At 72.4% G+C, this 16,420-nt stretch carries 18 protein-coding genes; 7 read left to right on the top strand and 11 right to left on the bottom strand.

Going from position 1 to position 16,420, the window contains the following annotated elements; all coding sequences use genetic code 11:
- Positions 1 to 35: 35 nt before the first annotated feature.
- The 3 genes from AB0C03_RS26270 to AB0C03_RS26260 form a co-directional block, all read right to left on the bottom strand.
- Complete coding sequence (locus AB0C03_RS26270) at positions 36 to 1,481, bottom strand: sugar porter family MFS transporter (RefSeq protein ID WP_357639482.1); 1,446 nt, start codon at positions 1,479 to 1,481, stop codon at positions 36 to 38.
- 179 nt (positions 1,482 to 1,660) lie between these two features.
- Positions 1,661 to 2,497, bottom strand: coding sequence for an undecaprenyl-diphosphate phosphatase (locus AB0C03_RS26265; RefSeq protein WP_210860214.1), 837 nt, complete (start codon positions 2,495 to 2,497; stop codon positions 1,661 to 1,663).
- Positions 2,494 to 3,546, bottom strand: a complete 1,053-nt coding sequence (locus tag AB0C03_RS26260) for an LLM class F420-dependent oxidoreductase (protein ID WP_357639478.1) — start codon at positions 3,544 to 3,546, stop codon at positions 2,494 to 2,496. Before AB0C03_RS26260 ends, AB0C03_RS26265 begins: the two co-directional genes overlap by 4 nt.
- A 186-nt stretch (positions 3,547 to 3,732) precedes the next feature.
- On the opposite strand from AB0C03_RS26260, the gene AB0C03_RS26255 reads away from it, so the two are divergent.
- The gene (locus AB0C03_RS26255; RefSeq protein WP_030332779.1) at positions 3,733 to 4,704 is read left to right on the top strand and encodes an aldo/keto reductase; all 972 of its coding nucleotides are present in this window, start codon (positions 3,733 to 3,735) and stop codon (positions 4,702 to 4,704) included.
- A gap of 92 nt (positions 4,705 to 4,796) precedes the next feature.
- Here AB0C03_RS26255 and AB0C03_RS26250 read toward each other — a convergent pair whose 3' ends face one another.
- From AB0C03_RS26250 to AB0C03_RS26240, 3 genes are read right to left on the bottom strand one after another with little or no spacing between them, the layout of a single operon-like run.
- Positions 4,797 to 5,702 (bottom strand): hypothetical protein, encoded by a 906-nt coding sequence (locus AB0C03_RS26250; RefSeq protein WP_357639475.1) that lies wholly within the window; start codon positions 5,700 to 5,702, stop codon positions 4,797 to 4,799.
- Between the two features lie 14 nt (positions 5,703 to 5,716).
- Positions 5,717 to 6,778, bottom strand: coding sequence for a WXG100 family type VII secretion target (locus tag AB0C03_RS26245; protein ID WP_030332776.1), 1,062 nt, complete (start codon positions 6,776 to 6,778; stop codon positions 5,717 to 5,719).
- Complete coding sequence (locus AB0C03_RS26240) at positions 6,775 to 7,107, bottom strand: hypothetical protein (protein WP_167337304.1); 333 nt, start codon at positions 7,105 to 7,107, stop codon at positions 6,775 to 6,777. Before AB0C03_RS26240 ends, AB0C03_RS26245 begins: the two co-directional genes overlap by 4 nt.
- 93 nt (positions 7,108 to 7,200) lie before the next feature.
- On the opposite strand from AB0C03_RS26240, the gene AB0C03_RS26235 reads away from it, so the two are divergent.
- The 3 genes from AB0C03_RS26235 (at position 7,201) to AB0C03_RS26225 (ending at position 8,963) form a co-directional block, all read left to right on the top strand.
- Positions 7,201 to 7,620 (top strand): YbaB/EbfC family nucleoid-associated protein, encoded by a 420-nt coding sequence (locus AB0C03_RS26235; protein ID WP_030332772.1) that lies wholly within the window; start codon positions 7,201 to 7,203, stop codon positions 7,618 to 7,620.
- Complete coding sequence (locus tag AB0C03_RS26230) at positions 7,617 to 8,582, top strand: SseB family protein (protein WP_357639472.1); 966 nt, start codon at positions 7,617 to 7,619, stop codon at positions 8,580 to 8,582. Before AB0C03_RS26235 ends, AB0C03_RS26230 begins: the two co-directional genes overlap by 4 nt.
- Before the next feature lie 189 nt (positions 8,583 to 8,771).
- The gene (locus AB0C03_RS26225; protein WP_030332768.1) at positions 8,772 to 8,963 is read left to right on the top strand and encodes a DUF5703 family protein; all 192 of its coding nucleotides are present in this window, start codon (positions 8,772 to 8,774) and stop codon (positions 8,961 to 8,963) included.
- A 51-nt stretch (positions 8,964 to 9,014) separates the two neighbouring features.
- Here the strand turns inward: AB0C03_RS26225 and AB0C03_RS26220 are convergent, their stop codons facing one another.
- Complete coding sequence (locus AB0C03_RS26220) at positions 9,015 to 9,677, bottom strand: hypothetical protein (RefSeq protein ID WP_030332766.1); 663 nt, start codon at positions 9,675 to 9,677, stop codon at positions 9,015 to 9,017.
- Between the two features lie 58 nt (positions 9,678 to 9,735).
- Complete coding sequence (locus tag AB0C03_RS26215; protein ID WP_030332765.1) at positions 9,736 to 11,064, bottom strand: M20/M25/M40 family metallo-hydrolase; 1,329 nt, start codon at positions 11,062 to 11,064, stop codon at positions 9,736 to 9,738.
- A gap of 148 nt (positions 11,065 to 11,212) precedes the next feature.
- Between AB0C03_RS26215 and AB0C03_RS26210 the strand changes: the two genes are divergently transcribed.
- The 3 genes from AB0C03_RS26210 to AB0C03_RS26200 all read left to right on the top strand — a co-directional run bounded on the left by AB0C03_RS26210 (position 11,213) and on the right by AB0C03_RS26200 (position 13,195).
- Positions 11,213 to 11,824: a hemerythrin domain-containing protein gene (locus AB0C03_RS26210; protein ID WP_030332763.1), complete on the top strand. Its 612-nt coding sequence runs from the start codon at positions 11,213 to 11,215 to the stop codon at positions 11,822 to 11,824.
- 84 nt (positions 11,825 to 11,908) lie between these two features.
- Positions 11,909 to 12,889 (top strand): LysR family transcriptional regulator, encoded by a 981-nt coding sequence (locus AB0C03_RS26205; protein ID WP_030332761.1) that lies wholly within the window; start codon positions 11,909 to 11,911, stop codon positions 12,887 to 12,889.
- A 60-nt stretch (positions 12,890 to 12,949) separates the two neighbouring features.
- Positions 12,950 to 13,195, top strand: coding sequence for a hypothetical protein (locus AB0C03_RS26200; RefSeq protein WP_030332759.1), 246 nt, complete (start codon positions 12,950 to 12,952; stop codon positions 13,193 to 13,195).
- Positions 13,196 to 13,253: 58 nt separating this feature from the next.
- On the opposite strand, the gene AB0C03_RS26195 is transcribed toward AB0C03_RS26200, so the two are convergent.
- From AB0C03_RS26195 to AB0C03_RS26185, 3 genes are read right to left on the bottom strand one after another with little or no spacing between them, the layout of a single operon-like run.
- Entirely contained in the window at positions 13,254 to 13,604 is a 351-nt protein-coding gene (locus tag AB0C03_RS26195; RefSeq protein ID WP_030332757.1) for a DUF3140 domain-containing protein, read from the bottom strand.
- Complete coding sequence (locus AB0C03_RS26190; protein WP_030332755.1) at positions 13,604 to 13,819, bottom strand: hypothetical protein; 216 nt, start codon at positions 13,817 to 13,819, stop codon at positions 13,604 to 13,606. The genes AB0C03_RS26195 and AB0C03_RS26190 overlap by 1 nt, the downstream gene beginning before the upstream one ends.
- Positions 13,816 to 16,374, bottom strand: coding sequence for an ATP-dependent Clp protease ATP-binding subunit (locus AB0C03_RS26185; RefSeq protein WP_030332753.1), 2,559 nt, complete (start codon positions 16,372 to 16,374; stop codon positions 13,816 to 13,818). Before AB0C03_RS26185 ends, AB0C03_RS26190 begins: the two co-directional genes overlap by 4 nt.
- Positions 16,375 to 16,420 lie beyond the last annotated feature (46 nt).

Raw genomic sequence — 16,420 nt, 5'->3', positions numbered from 1 at the left:
GCCCTGCCCCTGCGTCACGGGTCAGAAGCCGCGAATCAGCGGGATCCGTCGCCGGCACGGTGCGGACGCCGAGCACGGGCGTCCGCCTGCCACATCCGCTGGATCTCTTCGAGGGTCCTGCCCCTGGTCTCCGGCAGGTACCGCCAGATGAACAGGAAGCCGAGCACACAGGTGCCGGCGAAGAGCGCGAACACGCCCGAGCGCCCCAGGGCGTCGAGCATGCTCAGGAAGAACTGGGTGATGAGGTACTCGGTGCCCCAGTGCGTGGCGGACGCGATCGCCACACATCGGCCCCGGATCCGGCCCGGGAAGATCTCGTTGATCACCGTCCAGGCGGTGGGGCCGATCGACATCGCGTAGAACGCCACGAACATGACCACGCCGACCAGCAGGAAGATGCCCGCGTCGGTGGGGTGGTGCCCGGTCGCTCCGGCCGCCTGCGCCCCCGGATCCATCTTCGCGAAGCTGACGCTGACCACCACGAGCGAGACCGCCATACCCAGCAGCCCGACCAGCAGCAGTGGACGGCGGCCCAGCCGGTCCAGGAAGGCGACGGCGACCAGCGTGAAGAGGGAGTCGACAGCGCCGATCGCCCAGGTGGTGGCGGTCAACTGCGCCTGCGGGGTGTGGAATCCGGCGGCGGAGAAGATCTCGTCGGCGTAGTAGATGATCCCGTTGATCCCGGTCAACTGCTGGAACAGGGCCAGACCCACGCCCAGCGCCAACGGACGCCGCCACTCGGGCGAGAGCACCTCGCGCCAACCCGCCTTGCCGGCCGCCAGGCTCTCCTGCACGGCGTGCAGCCGCTGGGGCACCTTCTCCGCTGGCACGGTCGCCCTCAGCGACGCCTCCGCCCGGCGTTTGTCCCCGCGCCCGACGTACCAGACGGCCGAGTCGGGGATCACCGTGGTGACCAGGGCGAGGGCCACCCCCAGCAGCACCGCGGCGGCGAGCAGGTAACGCCAGGAGTTGCCCGCCTCGAACAGTTCGTCGGCGAGGTACCCGATGAAGATCGCGAACGTGGTGGAGAACTGGTACAGCGCCAGGAGGCTGCCCCGGATGCGTTCCGGCGCCGCCTCCGCCGCGTACATCGGGCCGGCGACCGAGGCCACCCCGATGCCCAGACCCAGGATCAGCCGGGCGCCGAACATCACCCCGATCATCGGCGCGAACGCCTGCACGAGGGTGCCCACCCCGAACGCGGCGGCGGCGACCCACAGTGCTCCCCGGCGGCCGATCCGGTCCGCGAGGTGACCACCGAGCAGCGCACCCACCAGCGCACCGGGGGTCACCCAGCTCGCCGCCACCTCGACGGCGAAGGTGTTCGCGTCGAAGGTCTGGCGGATGTCGCGCAGCGCCCCGCTGATGACGCCCTGGTCGTAGCCGAAGAACGCGCCGGAGAGCGCCACGATCGCGAGGACCGCGATGAGGTTGCGCCGTGGCGGCCGGTCCCGCCCGCGCCGCGCGCCGCTGGCGGTCACCGTCGCCCCTCTCCCGCGCGTCTGGGCCGGGACGTCATCCCCGACAGGGAAAGACTAGGTGCGTTCTACGACCATTCACCCCAAATGCAATGAAGTACGACAGCATCCGGTGGACGCCGCACACGCACCGGCCTCCGACCCCACTGCGGGGATCGGAGGCCGGTGCGGGCGCGGGCGGATCAGGTGGCGCTGATCGTGCCCGTCATCAGCAGCGCGAGAACCAGGGTGCCCAGCGCGACCCGGTACAGCACGAAGACGTACAGGGTGTGGTGGGCGACGTAACGCAGCAACCAGGCGATGGCCGCGTACCCGATGCCGAACGCGATGATGGTGGCCACGATCATCTGCGCGACCGACGGGGTGGACGTGCCCGGCGCGGACGGCTCGAAGACGTCACCGAGACTGAACACGCCGGACATCACCACCGCCGGGATGGCCAGCAGGAACGAGTACCGGGCCGCCGCCTCCCGGGTCAGGTTGAGCAGCAGACCGGCGGTCAACGTCCCGCCGGAACGGGACACCCCGGGGATCAACGCCATGGCCTGGGCGAAACCCATCACGACGCCGTCCTTCATCCGGAAGTTCTCCAACGTCCGGGTCTGCCGCCCCCAGTACTCGGCGAACGCCAGCACGAACGCGAACACGATCAGGGTGGTCGCCACCAACCACAGGTTGCGTCCAGCCGTCTTGATCTGATCCTTGAAGAGGAACCCGAACAGCCCGATCGGGATCGAGCCGACGATCACGTACCAGCCCATCCGGTAGTCGAGGCTGGAGCGCACCGACCTGTCCCGGATGCCCACCAGCCAGGTCCGGGTGATCCGCCAGATGTCCTTCGCGAAGTAGATCAACACGGCCGCTTCGGTGCCGAGCTGGGTGACCGCTGTGAACGACGCGCCCGCGTCACGGTCGAAGAAGATCGCCGAGGTGATCCGCAGATGCCCCGACGAGCTGACCGGCAGGAACTCGGTCAGTCCCTGGACGATGCCCAGGACGATGGCTTCGACCCAGGTCACTCGCCGACTCCCGAAAGTTCAAGTGCCTCGGCGACGGTCCGCAGGGTCTGGATCCCACTGTCCCGGTCGGCCACGAACAGCGTCACCGACAGCGTGGTGACACCGGCGGCGGCGTACTCGCGCATCCGCTCGGCGACGCGCTCCTTCGGGCCGAGCAGCGAGGTGCGGTCGATGAACTCCATCGGCACCGCGGCGGCGGCGTCGCGCTGCCGCTTGGCCAGGTACAGGTCCTGCACCTCGCGGGCGGCGTCACCGTAGCCCATCCGGGTGGCGAGCTGGTTGTAGAAGTTCTGCTGGCGGCTGCCCATCCCGCCCACGTAGAGCGCGGCGTACCAGCGCACGAGTTCGGCGCAGGACGCCACGTCGTCGCCGATCACCACGGGCACCGACGGCACGACGTCGAACCCGGCCAGCTCCTTGCCGACCTTGGCCCGCCCGGCGCGCACCGAGGCGAGCTGCTCCTCGGCGAACTCCGGGGCGTAGAACACGGCCAGCCAGCCGTCGGCGATCTCGCCGGCCAGCTCCAGGTTCTTCGGGCCGACCGCGGCCAGGTAGATCGGTATGTGCTCGCGGGGTGGGTGGAAGCCCAGCCGCAGCGCCTTACCGGGGCCGTCCGGCAGCGGCAGCGTGTAGTGCTCGCCGTCGTACGCCACCTCCTTGCGGGCGATGGCCAGCTTGACGATGTCGACGAACTCGCGGGTCCGGGCGAGCGGCTTGGCGAACCGCACACCGTGCCAGCCCTCCGACACCTGCGGGCCGGAGACGCCCAGGCCGAGCCGGAACCGGCCGCCGGAGAGCGCGTCGATGGTCGCGGCGGTCATCGCGGTGGCCGCCGGCGTACGGGCGGGGATCTGCATCACCGCGGCGCCGACGTCGATCCGTTCGGTCTGACCGGCCATCCACGCCAGTATGCTGGGCGAGTCGGAGCCGTACGCCTCCGCAGCCCACACCACCGAATAGCCCAGCCGGTCCGCCTCCTGGGCCAGCGCCAGGTGGTCGGCCGGTGTGCTCCACGCCGTCTGATATCCGAGACTGAGCCCGAGTCGCACTGGTCCTCCCCCATCCGTGGCACAGGTCGCACCAGGTTACGCAATGCCGATAACGGCCTCGATCACCGGCTCGACACCTTTGATCCCCCCTCCGTCGGGGCAGCCCGGGGCGGCGGAACCGGCAGAACCGGCAGAGATACGGGAGCGAGGATATCCGTGGCGGCAGGTTCGAAATAAGGTTCACCCATGCAACAGCGACCGCTCGGCCGAAGCGGGCTGGCGGTTTCGCGGCTCGCGCTCGGCACCATGACCTGGGGCCGGGACACCGACGCCGACGATGCGGCCGCCCAGCTGAAGAGTTACCTGGACGCCGGCGGCAACCTGATCGACACCGCCGACGTGTACGGCGACGGCGACGCCGAGTCGGTGATCGGCTCGCTGCTGGGCTCCCTCGTCCCCCGTGACGAGCTGCTGATCGCCACCAAGGCCGGGTTGCGCCCCGGCAGTGGCCGACGCCGCGACGGCTCCCGGGGGCACCTGCTGCGGACGTTGGACGCGTCGCTGCGCCGGCTCGGCACCGACCACGTCGACCTGTTCCAGGTGCACGGGTACGACCCGGACACCCCGCTGGAGGAGACCCTGGCCGCCCTGGACCACGCGGTGGCCAGCGGCAAGGTCCGCTACGTGGGGGTGTCGAACTTCTCCGGCTGGCAGACCGCGCGGGCCGCCGCCTGGCAGACCGCCTGGCCGGGGCGGGCGCCCGTGGTCGCGTCCCAGGTCGAATACTCGCTGCTGGAGCGGGGCGTGGAGCGGGAGGTCCTGCCCGCGTGCGACGCGCTCGGCCTCGGCGTGCTGCCCTGGTCACCGCTGGGCCGGGGGGTGCTCACCGGCAAGTACCGGCACGGCCGGCCGGCCGACTCCCGGGCCGCGTCGCCGCACTTCGAACCATTCGTCGCCACGTACCTGGAGCCGCGCTGCTCCAGCATCGTGGAGGCGGTGGCGACCGCGGCCGGTGGGCTGGGGGTGTCGCCGCTGGAGGTGGCGTTGGCGTGGATCCGGGACCGGCCCGGCGTGACAGCGCCGATCCTCGGCGCCCGGACGGTGGGGCAGCTGCTCGGCGCGCTCCAGGTGGAACGGATCACACTGCCCGAGGAGATCACCACCGCGCTGGACGACGTCTCCGCGGTGCCGGTCGGCTACCCCGAACGCGACGGCTGACCGGCGCCCGACGCGCCGGAGAATCCCGGCTTCGCCTGCCCCCGGGTCACTGCTGACCCGCCGGCCGGGTCACCGTTGATCAGCGCGCCGGGTCACGGCGTCGGGCGGTTGCCGGGGAGGTCCTGGATCGCGGTCAGGAAACGCGACTGGTCGTCGCGCAGCGCCGGCTGGGTGAGCCGGATCCACGAGCCGTCGTCGAAGAAGACGGTGGAGGCGAGCTGCACGAGGCCGCTCGCTCCCCGCTCGGAGTCGACCCGGATCACCCGGTCGCGGCGCACACTCCACAGCACCCGCGGCTGACGCCGGTCGGGCCGGTCGGCGTCCGGGCGGGGGCCCATCCGCAGCAGGTGCAGGTGGGTGTCGGTCACCGCCAGCGGCGTGCCGCTGTAGCGCTCCAGGAACAGCAGCAGGCTGCCGGCGAGGGTGGCGAGGTCGCCGCTGAAGACGTACCGGCGGCGGTAGGCGATCTCGGCGAGCTGCTCGGCCAGCGGACGGTACTGGCTCAGCCGGAACAACGCCCGGAACGCCTCCTGCTCCTCGGTGAGCGGGATCGGCTCCCGCTGCACGGGTTGCTGCGGCAGGTTCGGCTCCGGCGCTGCCGACTCCGACACACCGGCGGCGAGGACGCCGGCGCTGCCGGGCAGCATCAGCACACCAGCGGCCAGCCGCACCGGCGTGAGCACCGCGTCGACCCAGACCACCGGGTTGACGATGTTGAGCAGCCCGAACAGCACCTTCGGGTCGAGCGCCTCGGCCAGCTCCGCGCCGACGTCGTCGGCGAGCTGCCGACCGGCCTGGTGGGTCTGCGACATGCGCACCGGCCCCAGCCCCACGTACCGCAGCTCCTGGCCGGTCAGCAGCGGCGCCACCAGGGCGCGCTCCGGCTCGTCGCTGGTGCGGAACTCGTCGCGCAGCTCGCGGGCCTTGTCCCGGGCGGCCCGCGCGCCGCCGAGCACCGCGTCGGTGAACCGACCCAGCCGCCCGCGCTCCCCTGACATCACCCGTCGCCTCCCTAGCGGCCCGCCGGCTGGTCTGCCGGCGGCTGCCCGAAGACATTCTGGTCGATCCAGTCCGCGCCGCTCTGCACCGCCTGGTCGATCTGGTCGCCGACCTGCTCGCTGCCGGGAACGGAGAGCCCGCTGGTCAACGCGACAGTTCCCCAGGTGACACCGTGGACGACCGAGTTCGGCACGTTCCACGGCAGGTTGGTCGCCCAGTCCCGGGCGATCACCCGGGCGCCGTCGGCGACCCCGTGCGCCCGCAACGCGGCGGCCCGGTCGAGGGCGCCCATGTCGAACGGGGAACCGGACTTGCCCAGCTTGTAGGTGCCCTTGGTGGGGTCGAGGAACTTGTGGTGCCACTTGTCGAGCTTGCCGGCGGCGCGGCGCTTGTCGGCGTACTTCTTGCCGGTGCGCAGCGCCTTCTGCATGTCGACCAGCTTGTCCAGGTGCGTCCGCAGCTTGCGCAGGTACAGCAGGACCCGCTGGAGCAGGCGGATGACCTTCTGCAGGTGCACCGCGAGCGGCCGGATGACCTTCAGCATCCGGGTGACCACGATCAGGCCCCTGGTGACGGCCACGCCCACCCCGGCCGCCCAGGACGCGCCCATGGTGACCGGCGCCATCAGCAACGCCGTCACCAGCGTCACCAGCAGGAAGTTGACGAACTCCACGCAGAGGTCCACGAGCACGTCGTGCACGGTCTGCAGGCCGTCGGCGACACTGCGCAGGTACTCCGCGGTCGCGGCGAACTGCTCGGCGACGTCGAGGAGCTGCTGCTCCACATCGGCCAACCGCTGGCCGTACGCCACACCGGCGGGTGAGCGCCACCCGACCTGCGCGGACTCCCGGGTGCCGCGGTGGCCCTGCGCCAGGTCGCGCACCTGGGTGGCCAGCGCGTCCCACTCGGCGGCCTTCGCGCGCAACACGGCGGGCTCACCGTCGACCAGGTCGACGAGCTGGATCAGCGGCCACGCCAGGGTCCGGCAGACACTGTCGACGGCGTCCTGCACACCGGAGAGCGCGCTGTCGAGACCGTTCCACAGCTGAACGGCGCTGCCAGCCGGGCCGCTCATCCGGGCAGTCCCGCCTGGATGGCCTTGAACCCGGCGTCCAGGTCCCGTTCGTTGACCTCGTACGCCTCGACCGTGTCGGCCAGCGCCTTCGCGACCCGGCCGAACGCGGCGTTCGCGGCGGCGAACAGCTCCTTGCCGCCGGTGACCTGCTCGGTGTACTTGTCGCGGAGCATGTCGCTGGCGAACGGCAGATGACCGAACGCGTCCGACGGCACGTCGCCGGCCGAGACGATCTGCCCCTCCAGCGCGGCGAGCGAGCTGGCGACCTGCTTGGCGGCTGTCTCCAGTCGACGGACCGCCAGCACGTCCACATCGATATCCGGTGCCATGCCGTTCCTCCCCCCATGAGTCGAGCGCACCGACGATACGATCTCCCGGCCGCCGGGCACCACCCGGTCGCACGATCCACGGGGAGGAATCTCATGACGGACCCGACGTCGGCGTTCGACGCGCTCGCCGGGCGGATCGCCGACATCGAGCGCCGGTTCGCCGGCCTCCGCGACGATCTGGCCGAGCTGTCCGGCACCGCCGCCGACGAGAGTGGACTGGTCTCGGCGACCGTCGACGCCACCGGCGCGCTGACCGGCCTCACCCTCGCGCCCGCCGCCCTGCGCGCCGGCACGGAGGGCGTGGCCGAACTGGTGCTGGAGGCGTACCGGCGGGCTCGCGAGGTCGCTTCCGCGCACGTCGACGAGCACACCGAGGGGTTGGACGTCGCGCTCGGCGCGGGGCTCGGCGACCTGTTCGGCACGCCGGGAGACTTCTCGGCGCTGGGCCGGCTGGAGGAGACGGTGGCCCGGCTCGGACGGCTGGACGACCGCCTGCCGGGTGCACCGGCGTGACGTCGCCGTCGCCGACCTGGCCGGAGATCGCCGCCCGGCTGCGGGACACCGTGGCCCGCTGCGACCGGGACACCGACCTGGAGCTCACCGCGGGTCCGCGCGGGATCCGGCTGCTGGTGCGCCGCCAGGTGGTACGGGTGGTCTGCCCCGGCCCCGACCACGCCCGCCTGGCCGCGCTCGGCTGGCACCGCCCGAGCGGGGACGAGGGCTGGTGGTACGAGGCGCCGCGTACCCCGGAGCAGCTGGAACGGCTCAGTGTCTTCGTGACCCGTACCGCCGCCGAGGTGCTGACCAACGAGCCCGGCGCGCTCTCCTGCCGGGCGGTGCCGCCGGCCGCCCGGCCAGGCCCGGCCACGCGATCGACGCCCGACCGGCCCGCACCGGTCGGGTCCGCACCGGTCCCTGTGATCCATTCCGAGCCGACACCGGCCGGGGCGGCACCCGCCGGGGCGACACCAGCCGGGGCGGCGCCAGCCGGGCCGACGCCATCTGCGGCCACACCCGCCGGGGCGACACCCGCCGAGGCGGCACCCGCCGAGGCGGCACCCGCCGGGGCGGCACCCGCCGAGGCGGCACCCGCCGGGGTGGCTGAGCCGGCGGTGGTGGCGGTGCTCGCGGCGGCGGCCGACCGGCGTGACCTGCCCGGCTATCTCGCCGTGCTGGCCGGCGCCACGGTGTGCGTCCCGCTGGCCGGGGAACCGACGCCGGATGCCGACTTCCCGTGGGCGGTCATCGGCGACGCGACCGGCGCGCCGCTGCTGCCGGTCTTCACCTCGCCCGGGGCGCTCGCCGCGTTCACCGGCGACGGGGTGCCGTTCATCGCGCTGCCGTGCGTCGAGTTGTTCGAGGACTGGCCGGACCCGTCCTGGGGGCTGGCGGTCGACCCGGGCAGCACCCGGGCGGTAGCCCTGGCCGCGCCAGCCCTCACCACTCTCCTGAGCGCCAACCTCCCCACGAACTAACGCCCCGAGGCCCTCTTCGGCGATCTTGCGCTTGCTGTCGTGGCACAGCGGGCTTCTCGCCCATTCCGGCAACCGGAACCGCTCGATCGGCGGGAGAGGGGCACGGGGCGGCACGAACCGCCCCGGGGGCGTCGTTGGTCACTCGGGAGGGGGTGGCGAACGGCCGCTGGGCTGGGCAGCATGGATGGCATGGACTACGAGTACGCGCCGCTGCGGCTGCCGCCGAACGTCGACCGGTTGACCGCCGCGGCGCAGTTGGCGATCCAGGCGGAGTTCTCCGGATGGGAGTTGGCCCGGGTGCGGCTGTACCGCGACGGCACGCGCCAGGTGGTGCTGCGCCGTCGGCGGATCAACCAGCCGCAGCCGGGCCTGTCGTACTGACGACCGGGCGGTGCCGCCCAGGGCCGGGTTCGGCCCCGGGCGGCACCCTGCCTAGTGCTGGTGCCCGGCGTGGTCGTGGTCGTCGTCGAGCTCCAGGAACGGGTGCTCGTCGAGCCGACCGACCAGCCGGTCGTCGGCCGCCGGCTGGAACGGGCCGACAGCGTCGTCGTCGTCGAACGACTCCAGGTCGACCGGGGTGCCGACCTCACTGACCATGACCACCCCGTCGAGCGGTTCCAACTCGGGGACGTCCAACGCGCCGAGCGAGCCGTCACCGCTCTGCAGCAGTTCCAGCACCGCCTCGCCGACGCCCTCCACCGGAGCCGGCTCGTCGTCCTCCGGGGTGCCCTCCCGACGGGCCGCCTCGGCCGCCCGCAGCAGCGCGGAGACGCTCGGCACCCGGTAGTCGCGACGCTGACGAACCGAGATCACCCGGGGGTGCGGGTCGCTGGCCTCGGCGCCCTCGCCGCCGCCGAAACGCTCGTCGGCCTCGTCCGGGTCGATCGAGTCGACATCCCACGGCGTCACCTCGCCGAAGGCGTCGAGCAGCCGCTCGTCGTACGCGAAGGAGGCGTTGTTCAACGCCACGTACGCCTGCCAGACGTCGTCGTCGTCGACGCGGCCCTGGGCGGCGCGTACGGCGGCCAGGTGGTGGCGGGCCGCTTCGATCACCCGCTCGAGAGCGGCGTCCAGCTCACCATGCTGGTCGGTCATGTGGGGCAGTCCCTTCACGATGGGGAGATTGCGCGCCGGCGGACAGGGCCGGACACGACTAGCAGGTGCGGAGGAACCGGTCGAGAACCCGCACGCCGAACTGTAGTCCGTCCACCGGAACGCGCTCGTCGATGCCGTGGAACAACGCCGAGAAGTTCAGGTCGGCGGGGAGCCGGAGCGGGGCGAACCCGAAGCAGCGGATGCCGAGCTGCGAGAACGCCTTGGCGTCGGTGCCCCCGGAGAGCATGTACGGAACCGGCCGCGCCCCCGGGTCCTCCGCCCGCAGGGCCGCCGACATGGCCTCGACCAGGTCACCGTCGAAGGTGGTCTCCAGCGCCGGTTGCCGCTGGACGTACTCGATCGCGATGTCCGGGCCGACCAGCTCGCGCAGCTGCCGCTCCAGCAGCTCGGACTGGCCGGGAAGGCTGCGGCAGTCGATGGTGGCGGTGGCCCGGCCGGGGATGACGTTGTCCTTGTAGCCGGCGCTCAACCGGGTCGGGTTGGCGGTGTTGCGGATGGTCGCGCCGATGATGTTGGCGATCGGGCCGAGCTTGGCGATGGCCGTCTCCGGGTCGTCCGGGTCCAACTCGATGCCGAGCAGGTCGGAGACCTCGGTCAGGAAGGCCCGCACGGTGTCGGTGACCACCACCGGGAAGCGGTGCCGGCCGATCCGGGCGACCGCCTCGGCGAGCGCGGTGACGGCGTTGTCGTCGTGCACCATCGAGCCGTGCCCGGGGCGGCCCTTGGCGTGCAGCCGCAGCCAGTCGATGCCCTTCTCGGCGGTCTCGATGAGGTAGAGCCGCTGGTTGTCGTTGACCGAGTAGGAGAAGCCGCCGACCTCACCGATCGCCTCGGTGCAGCCGTCGAAGAGGTCGCGGTGGTTCTCCACCAGGAAGCGCGCGCCGTAGTCGCTGCCGGCCTCCTCGTCGGCGGTGTACGCGAGCACGATGTCGCGCGGGGGCCGTACGCCGGTGCGCTGCCAGTGGCGGACCACGGCGAGCACCATCGCGTCGAAGTCCTTCATGTCGATCGCGCCCCGGCCCCACAGGTAGCCGTCGCGCAGCTCGCCGGAGAACGGGCCCACCGACCACTCGTCGGCGTCGGCGGGCACCACGTCCAGGTGGCCGTGCACCAGCAGCGCGCCCCGGCTGGGGTCGGTGCCCGGGATGCGGGCCACCACGTTCGCCCGGCCCGGCGCGGACTCGTGCAGGACGGACTCCACGCCCACCTCGGCGAGCTTCTCCGCCACGTACTCGGCCGCGCGGCGCTCGCCGACGCTGGTGTCGTTGTCACCGGTGTTGGTGGTGTCGATGCGCAGCAGGTCGCGGCAGAGGTCCACGACCTCTGCGGTGGGGTCGGGTCGGGCGGAGGCGGCATCGCTCGTCATCGCCTCTTCATACCAGCCCGAGCCGGTGGACAGGCCGGCGCGGGTGGACGCATCGACGGGTCGGTTTCGCCGTGGCCGCGTTCGGGTACCGCCGCCGACGACCGTACGTCCCTGCCGGAGCTTCCGCCCGCCAGTCGAGGAGGGCACCATGTCCGCTGTTCCCCTGCCGCCGCTGCCGCCCACGCCCGCACCCGAGGAGGGCTACCGGCCCGCCGGTAGCAGCATCGCCGACATCGTGGACCGGGAGCACCGGCAACTGCTGGCGCTGCTGGATCAGCTGGCCGGCCCGGACAGCACGCCGCAGGAGGGGCTGGCGGTGCTCACCGCCGCACTGTCGCGGCACCTGTCCGCCGAGGAGCAGTACCTGTTGCCGGCGGTCCGGGCGGCGCTGCCGACGGCCACCGAGCGGGTGGACGCGGAGATCAACGCCGATGCGGCGCTGCTCGGCGCCCTGAAGGGGCTCACCGACGAGTCGCTGACGGAGGTCGCCGAACGGGTTCGCCGGCACGTCGACGGGGTGGGCGGGTTGATCACCGAGCTGCGCGCGGTGGCCACCGAGGAGGAGCTGATCCGGCTCGGCAACCGGCTGGAGATCGCCGAGGAGGCCGCGCCGACCCGACCGCACCCGGGCACGCCGGCCACCCCACCGTGGAACCGGATCGTGGAGCCGGCGGTCGGGGTGGTGGACAAGGTCCTCGACGCGGTGACCGGACGCCCGACGTACCTGGCGGACCTGCCGGAGGCACCGCGCGAGCAGTGATCGGCGACCGCCGGCAATGCATTCATTATCACCGATCCGCTCGGGCTATTCCGCCAGCAGACCCCGTAGTCCTACCGTCACCCTATGAACCTGGAGCTGCGTCACCTGCGGGTGGTCTGCGCGATCGCGGAGACGGGAAGTGTGACGAAGGCGGCGTCGGCGCTCGGCCTGGCCCAGCCAGCGCTCACCGCCCAGCTTCAACGCATCGAGCGGACGCTGGGCGGCCCGCTGTTCGACCGGGACCGGCGTGGGGCCCGGCCCACCGCGCTCGGTGAGTTGGTGCTGGCCCGCGCCCGGGTGCTGCTGCCGGCGATGAAGGGGTTGCAGGACGAGGCCGCCCGGCTGGCCGGGGCGGGCGACGCGCCGCCGTGCTACCGCTTCGGCGGGGTGAACAGCCCGATCCTGGGCCGGCTGGTGCACCGGTTGGCCGCCGAGCAGCCGCCGGCCCAGATCACCACGTACGCGTCCTGGTCGGTCGACGAGTTGGCGCAGCTGGTGGCCGGCGGTCGACTGGACTTCGCGCTGGCCGGCGTGTGTGGCGACGCCAGCCCGTCGGCCGGGTTCGGGTTGAGCTGGCAGGAGGTGGCCGTCGACCCGGTGCTGGTGCTGCTGCCGGAGACCCATCCCCTCGCGGCGCAGGACGAGGTACGCCTGGCGGACCTGCGCCACGAGCAGTGGGTCGCCGCGCCGGGCGACGGCTGCTTCGCCGACTGCTTCGCCGCCGCCTGCGCCCGCGCCGGCTTCACCCCCCGCAAGGTGTACGAGACCGACATCCGCGGCTGCGTCGACCTGGTGGAGGCCGGCGTGGCGGTGGCCCTGTGCCAGGCGACGTTCCGCCCGGTGAGCGGCCTGGTCACCCGACAACTCGCCGGGACGCCGCTGCGGTGGCGGCTGCTGCTCGGCTGGCATCCGGACTCCCCCGCCGCCCAGGGCGCGGAGCTGGTGCTGGAGACGGCGAAGGCGGCGTACGTCGACTCGTTGGCGCCGCATCCGGCGTACCTGGCCTGGCTGCCGCGCAACCCGGGGTTCGGCGTACGGCAACCCACCGGGGTCCGACCGGGCTGAGCTGCCGGTATTCCCGGCCGCTGGCGGTGCGAACCGCCGTGGGCCGGGTATCTGGCGGACATGACCGACCTCTACCCGCCCGCCGACGACCGCGAACTGCTGCGCCAGGCGGCTGCCGCGCACACCGCCGCCACCCGTGCGGTGGAGGCGTTCCTGCGCCGCCTGCCGACGGTGCCCGACCCGGCCGACGTGACCGAGTACGCGAACCTGCTCACCCGGGAGGACCAGACCCGCGGTGACCGGGACGCCGCCGCCGACGCGGCGGGCCTGACCATCGGCAGCCTGGAGTCCGACAAGGGTCAGTAGCACCACCGCGACGGTGCCGTCCCCGGCTCGGGACGGCACCGTCGTGGGTGAGCTTCGTTCAGCGTTCGACGAGCGGGTCGTGCCCCAGGTCGAGCAGGGAGTGCCGCCAGGTGTCGTCGGCGTTGCCGCGCGAGGGCTTGGCGTCCATCAGCTCGCGGATGCGCTCGACCGCCTCCCGCATCACCTCGATGTCCTCCGGGGTGAGGTCCACCTTGCGCTTGTTGAGCACCTTGAGGATCTCCCGGCCCGGTTGGGGCAGGTCGAGGTTCGGGTTCGGGCCGAACGAGTCCTCCCCCGAACCCCGGGTCAGCAGCCAGGTCCGCAGCTGCTCCGACGGGACGTTGACCTCGGCGTGGAAGTCCTCCCAGAGCACTTCCACCTCGGGGTCGAGCCGCGCTTCGCGTACCATCAGGTCTCCTCTTCGGGTGGCGGCCCGGACGTCTCCGGGTCGTCCTGGTCGGTCTTCGGATGCAGGCCCTCCGCGGGCACCCGTGTCCGGCGGGGATTGGCGGTGGGCGGCGCCAGGATCGGGTCGGGATGCTCGTCGTCCTCGTCCCGGGGTTTCGCGGCCTCCGCGGGCTCGTGCGGGTCCTCGTGGTCGTCCCTTCGCGCCGGCCCGCTCATCGCGGGTGGGTGGTCGTGGCGGCGGTGTACCCCCGCTCGCCCGCTGTCACGTCGAAGGTGAGCGCGCCGTCGCGGACGTCCACGGTGACCTTCTGCCCGGGCGAGATCGCCGACTCCAGCAGCATCCGGGACAGGTGGTTGTCCACCTCCCGCTGGATCACCCGGCGCAGCGGGCGGGCGCCGAACTCCGGCTGGTAGCCGTGCTCGGCGAGCCAGTCGATGCCGGCGGTGGTGAACTCCACCTGGAGGTCCTGGGCGTGCATGCGGCGGCGGGTCTCCTCCAGCAGCAGCGCGGTGATGTCGCGCAGCTGCTCGGCCTCCAGCCGGCGGAAGATGATGACCTCGTCGATGCGGTTGAGGAACTCCGGGCGGAAGTTCTCCTGCAGCCGGCGCATGAGCCGCTCCCGCAGCTCGTTGCTCTCCTGCTCGCTGCCCACGTCCCCGGTGCCGAAGCCGACCGAGCGTTGGGCGCCGGTGATCAGCTCGGAGCCGAGGTTGCTCGTCATGATCAGTACGGTGTTCTTGAAGTTCACGGTGCGACCCTGGCTGTCGGTGAGCCGCCCGTCGTCGAGCACCTGGAGCAGGATGTTGAACACGTCCGGGTGGGCCTTCTCGATCTCGTCGAGCAGCACCACCGCGTACGGGCGGCGACGCACCGCCTCGGTGAGCTGGCCGGCCTCCTCGTAGCCGACGTATCCGGGCGGCGCGCCGACCAGCCGACTGACCGTGTGCCGTTCCTGGAACTCGCTCATGTCCACCCGGACCATCCGGTCCGCCTCGCCGAACAACGCCTCGGCCAGCGCCCGCGCCAACTCGGTCTTGCCGACACCGGTCGGGCCGAGGAACAGGAAACTGCCCATCGGCCGCTCCGGGTCGGCCAGCCCGGCCCGGGAGCGGCGGACGGCCTCGGCGACCGCGGTGACCGCGTCGTCCTGACCGACGACCTTCTGGTGCAGGTGACCCTCCAGGCGCAGCAGCCGGTCGCGTTCCTCCTCGGTGAGCTGGCTGACCGGGATGCCGGTGGCCCGGGAGACCACCTCGGCGATCTCCTGCGGGCCCACCTCGGGCACCTGCGAGGAGGACATCCCGTCCTCGCCGTTGGCCTGGCGGATCTGCTGTTCCAGCTCGGCGATCCGGTCACGCAGCGCGGAGGCCCGCTCGTACTGCTCGTCGGTGACCGCCTGTTCCTTGTCCCGGCGTACCTCGTCGAGCTCCTGTTCCAGCTCCCGCACGTCGGACGCGGGGGTACGGGTGCGCAACCGCACCCGGGCGCCGGCCTGGTCGATCAGGTCGATCGCCTTGTCCGGCAGGAACCGGTCGGTGACGTACCGGTCGGACAGCTCGGCGGCGGCGACCAGCGCCTCGTCGGTGAAGCGCACCTGGTGGTGGGCCTCGTACCGGTCGCGCAGCCCCCGCAGGATGGCGATGGTGTCGTCGACGCTGGGCTCGGGCACCAGCACCGGCTGGAAGCGTCGGGCCAGGGCGGCGTCCTTCTCGATGCTCTTGCGGTACTCGTCCAGCGTCGTCGCGCCGATCACCCGCAACTCACCGCGGGCGAGGGCGGGTTTGAGCATGTTGGACGCGTCCATCCCGCCCTCGCTGCCGGCGCCGCCGGCACCGACCAGGGTGTGGATCTCGTCCATGAAGATGATCAGCTCGTCCCGGTGCGCCCGGATCTCGTCGATCACCTTCTTCAGCCGCTCCTCGAAGTCGCCCCGGTAGCGGGTGCCGGCGACCAGGCCGGCCAGGTCGAGTTGGACGACCCGCTTGCCGAGCAGGGTCTGCGGTACGTCGCCGTCGCAGATCCGTTCGGCCAGCCCCTCGACGATGGCGGTCTTGCCGACGCCGGCCTCGCCGATCAGCACCGGGTTGTTCTTGGTACGCCGGGACAGGATCTCTACCGCCTGCTCGATCTCGTCGGCGCGCCCGATCACCGGGTCGATCTGGTCGTTGCGGGCCAGGTCGGTGAGGTCCTGCCCGTACTGGTCCAGGGTGGGGGTGCCGCGGTCCGGCTTCGGCCCGGCCATCGGCCCGCGCTCGGCGTTGGCGGCCTGCAACGACTCGGGTTGGATCCGGCCGGCGGCCAGCATCCGCCCGGCGGGTGACTCCGGGTTGAGCGGCAGCGCCATCAGGATGTGCTCCGGGCCGATGTAGTTGGCGCCCATCGCCCGGGACAGCTGGTGGGCGTCGAGCAGCGCCCGCTTGGCGGCTGGGGTCAACGACAGGTTGGGCGGCACCTCCCCGCGCGGCGCGCCGTCACCCTTTCCGCCGAGGGCGTTGAGCAGGGTGTCCGGGTCGGCCCCGGCCCGGCGTACCAGGTCGCGCAGCGGTTCGCGTTGCAGCGCCGCCCAGAGCAGGTGGTCGGTGTCCAGGTCGCTGCTGTGCCGTTGCGCGGCCCGTCGGGCGGCGTCGGCCAGCATCTCCCGGGCGTCGGCCGTCATCAGTCGGGTGATGTCGACCCGGTGCGGCGGTCGGCGCCCTCCCTCGCCCCGGCCGAAGTACCTGGCCAGGAATTCGTCCCACGGGTCGGAGCCGATGTCACCGGGTCCCATCATGTCTGTCCTCCGCGGTAGGGCTCGGCACGGTCGGCAGGGGCTACCC

The organism is Micromonospora parva, assembly GCF_040649675.1.
Lineage (GTDB): Bacteria > Actinomycetota > Actinomycetes > Mycobacteriales > Micromonosporaceae > Micromonospora > Micromonospora parva.
The sequence above is the reverse complement of the archived record's forward strand: the minus strand, read 5'-3'. Positions and strand labels throughout refer to the sequence as shown.

Coding starts and splice junctions, on each gene's coding strand:
- AB0C03_RS26190 (WP_030332755.1), bottom strand. CDS start 13,819: ATGAGCGGGCCGGCGCGAAGGGACGACCACGAGGACCCGCACGAGCCC.
- AB0C03_RS26220 (WP_030332766.1), bottom strand. CDS start 9,677: ATGACCGACCAGCATGGTGAGCTGGACGCCGCTCTCGAGCGGGTGATC.
- AB0C03_RS26185 (WP_030332753.1), bottom strand. CDS start 16,374: ATGATGGGACCCGGTGACATCGGCTCCGACCCGTGGGACGAATTCCTG.
- AB0C03_RS26200 (WP_030332759.1), top strand. CDS start 12,950: ATGACCGACCTCTACCCGCCCGCCGACGACCGCGAACTGCTGCGCCAG.
- AB0C03_RS26205 (WP_030332761.1), top strand. CDS start 11,909: ATGAACCTGGAGCTGCGTCACCTGCGGGTGGTCTGCGCGATCGCGGAG.
- AB0C03_RS26225 (WP_030332768.1), top strand. CDS start 8,772: ATGGACTACGAGTACGCGCCGCTGCGGCTGCCGCCGAACGTCGACCGG.
- AB0C03_RS26215 (WP_030332765.1), bottom strand. CDS start 11,064: ATGACGAGCGATGCCGCCTCCGCCCGACCCGACCCCACCGCAGAGGTC.
- AB0C03_RS26240 (WP_167337304.1), bottom strand. CDS start 7,107: ATGGCACCGGATATCGATGTGGACGTGCTGGCGGTCCGTCGACTGGAG.
- AB0C03_RS26255 (WP_030332779.1), top strand. CDS start 3,733: ATGCAACAGCGACCGCTCGGCCGAAGCGGGCTGGCGGTTTCGCGGCTC.
- AB0C03_RS26195 (WP_030332757.1), bottom strand. CDS start 13,604: ATGGTACGCGAAGCGCGGCTCGACCCCGAGGTGGAAGTGCTCTGGGAG.
- AB0C03_RS26235 (WP_030332772.1), top strand. CDS start 7,201: ATGACGGACCCGACGTCGGCGTTCGACGCGCTCGCCGGGCGGATCGCC.
- AB0C03_RS26210 (WP_030332763.1), top strand. CDS start 11,213: ATGTCCGCTGTTCCCCTGCCGCCGCTGCCGCCCACGCCCGCACCCGAG.
- AB0C03_RS26245 (WP_030332776.1), bottom strand. CDS start 6,778: ATGAGCGGCCCGGCTGGCAGCGCCGTTCAGCTGTGGAACGGTCTCGAC.
- AB0C03_RS26250 (WP_357639475.1), bottom strand. CDS start 5,702: ATGTCAGGGGAGCGCGGGCGGCTGGGTCGGTTCACCGACGCGGTGCTC.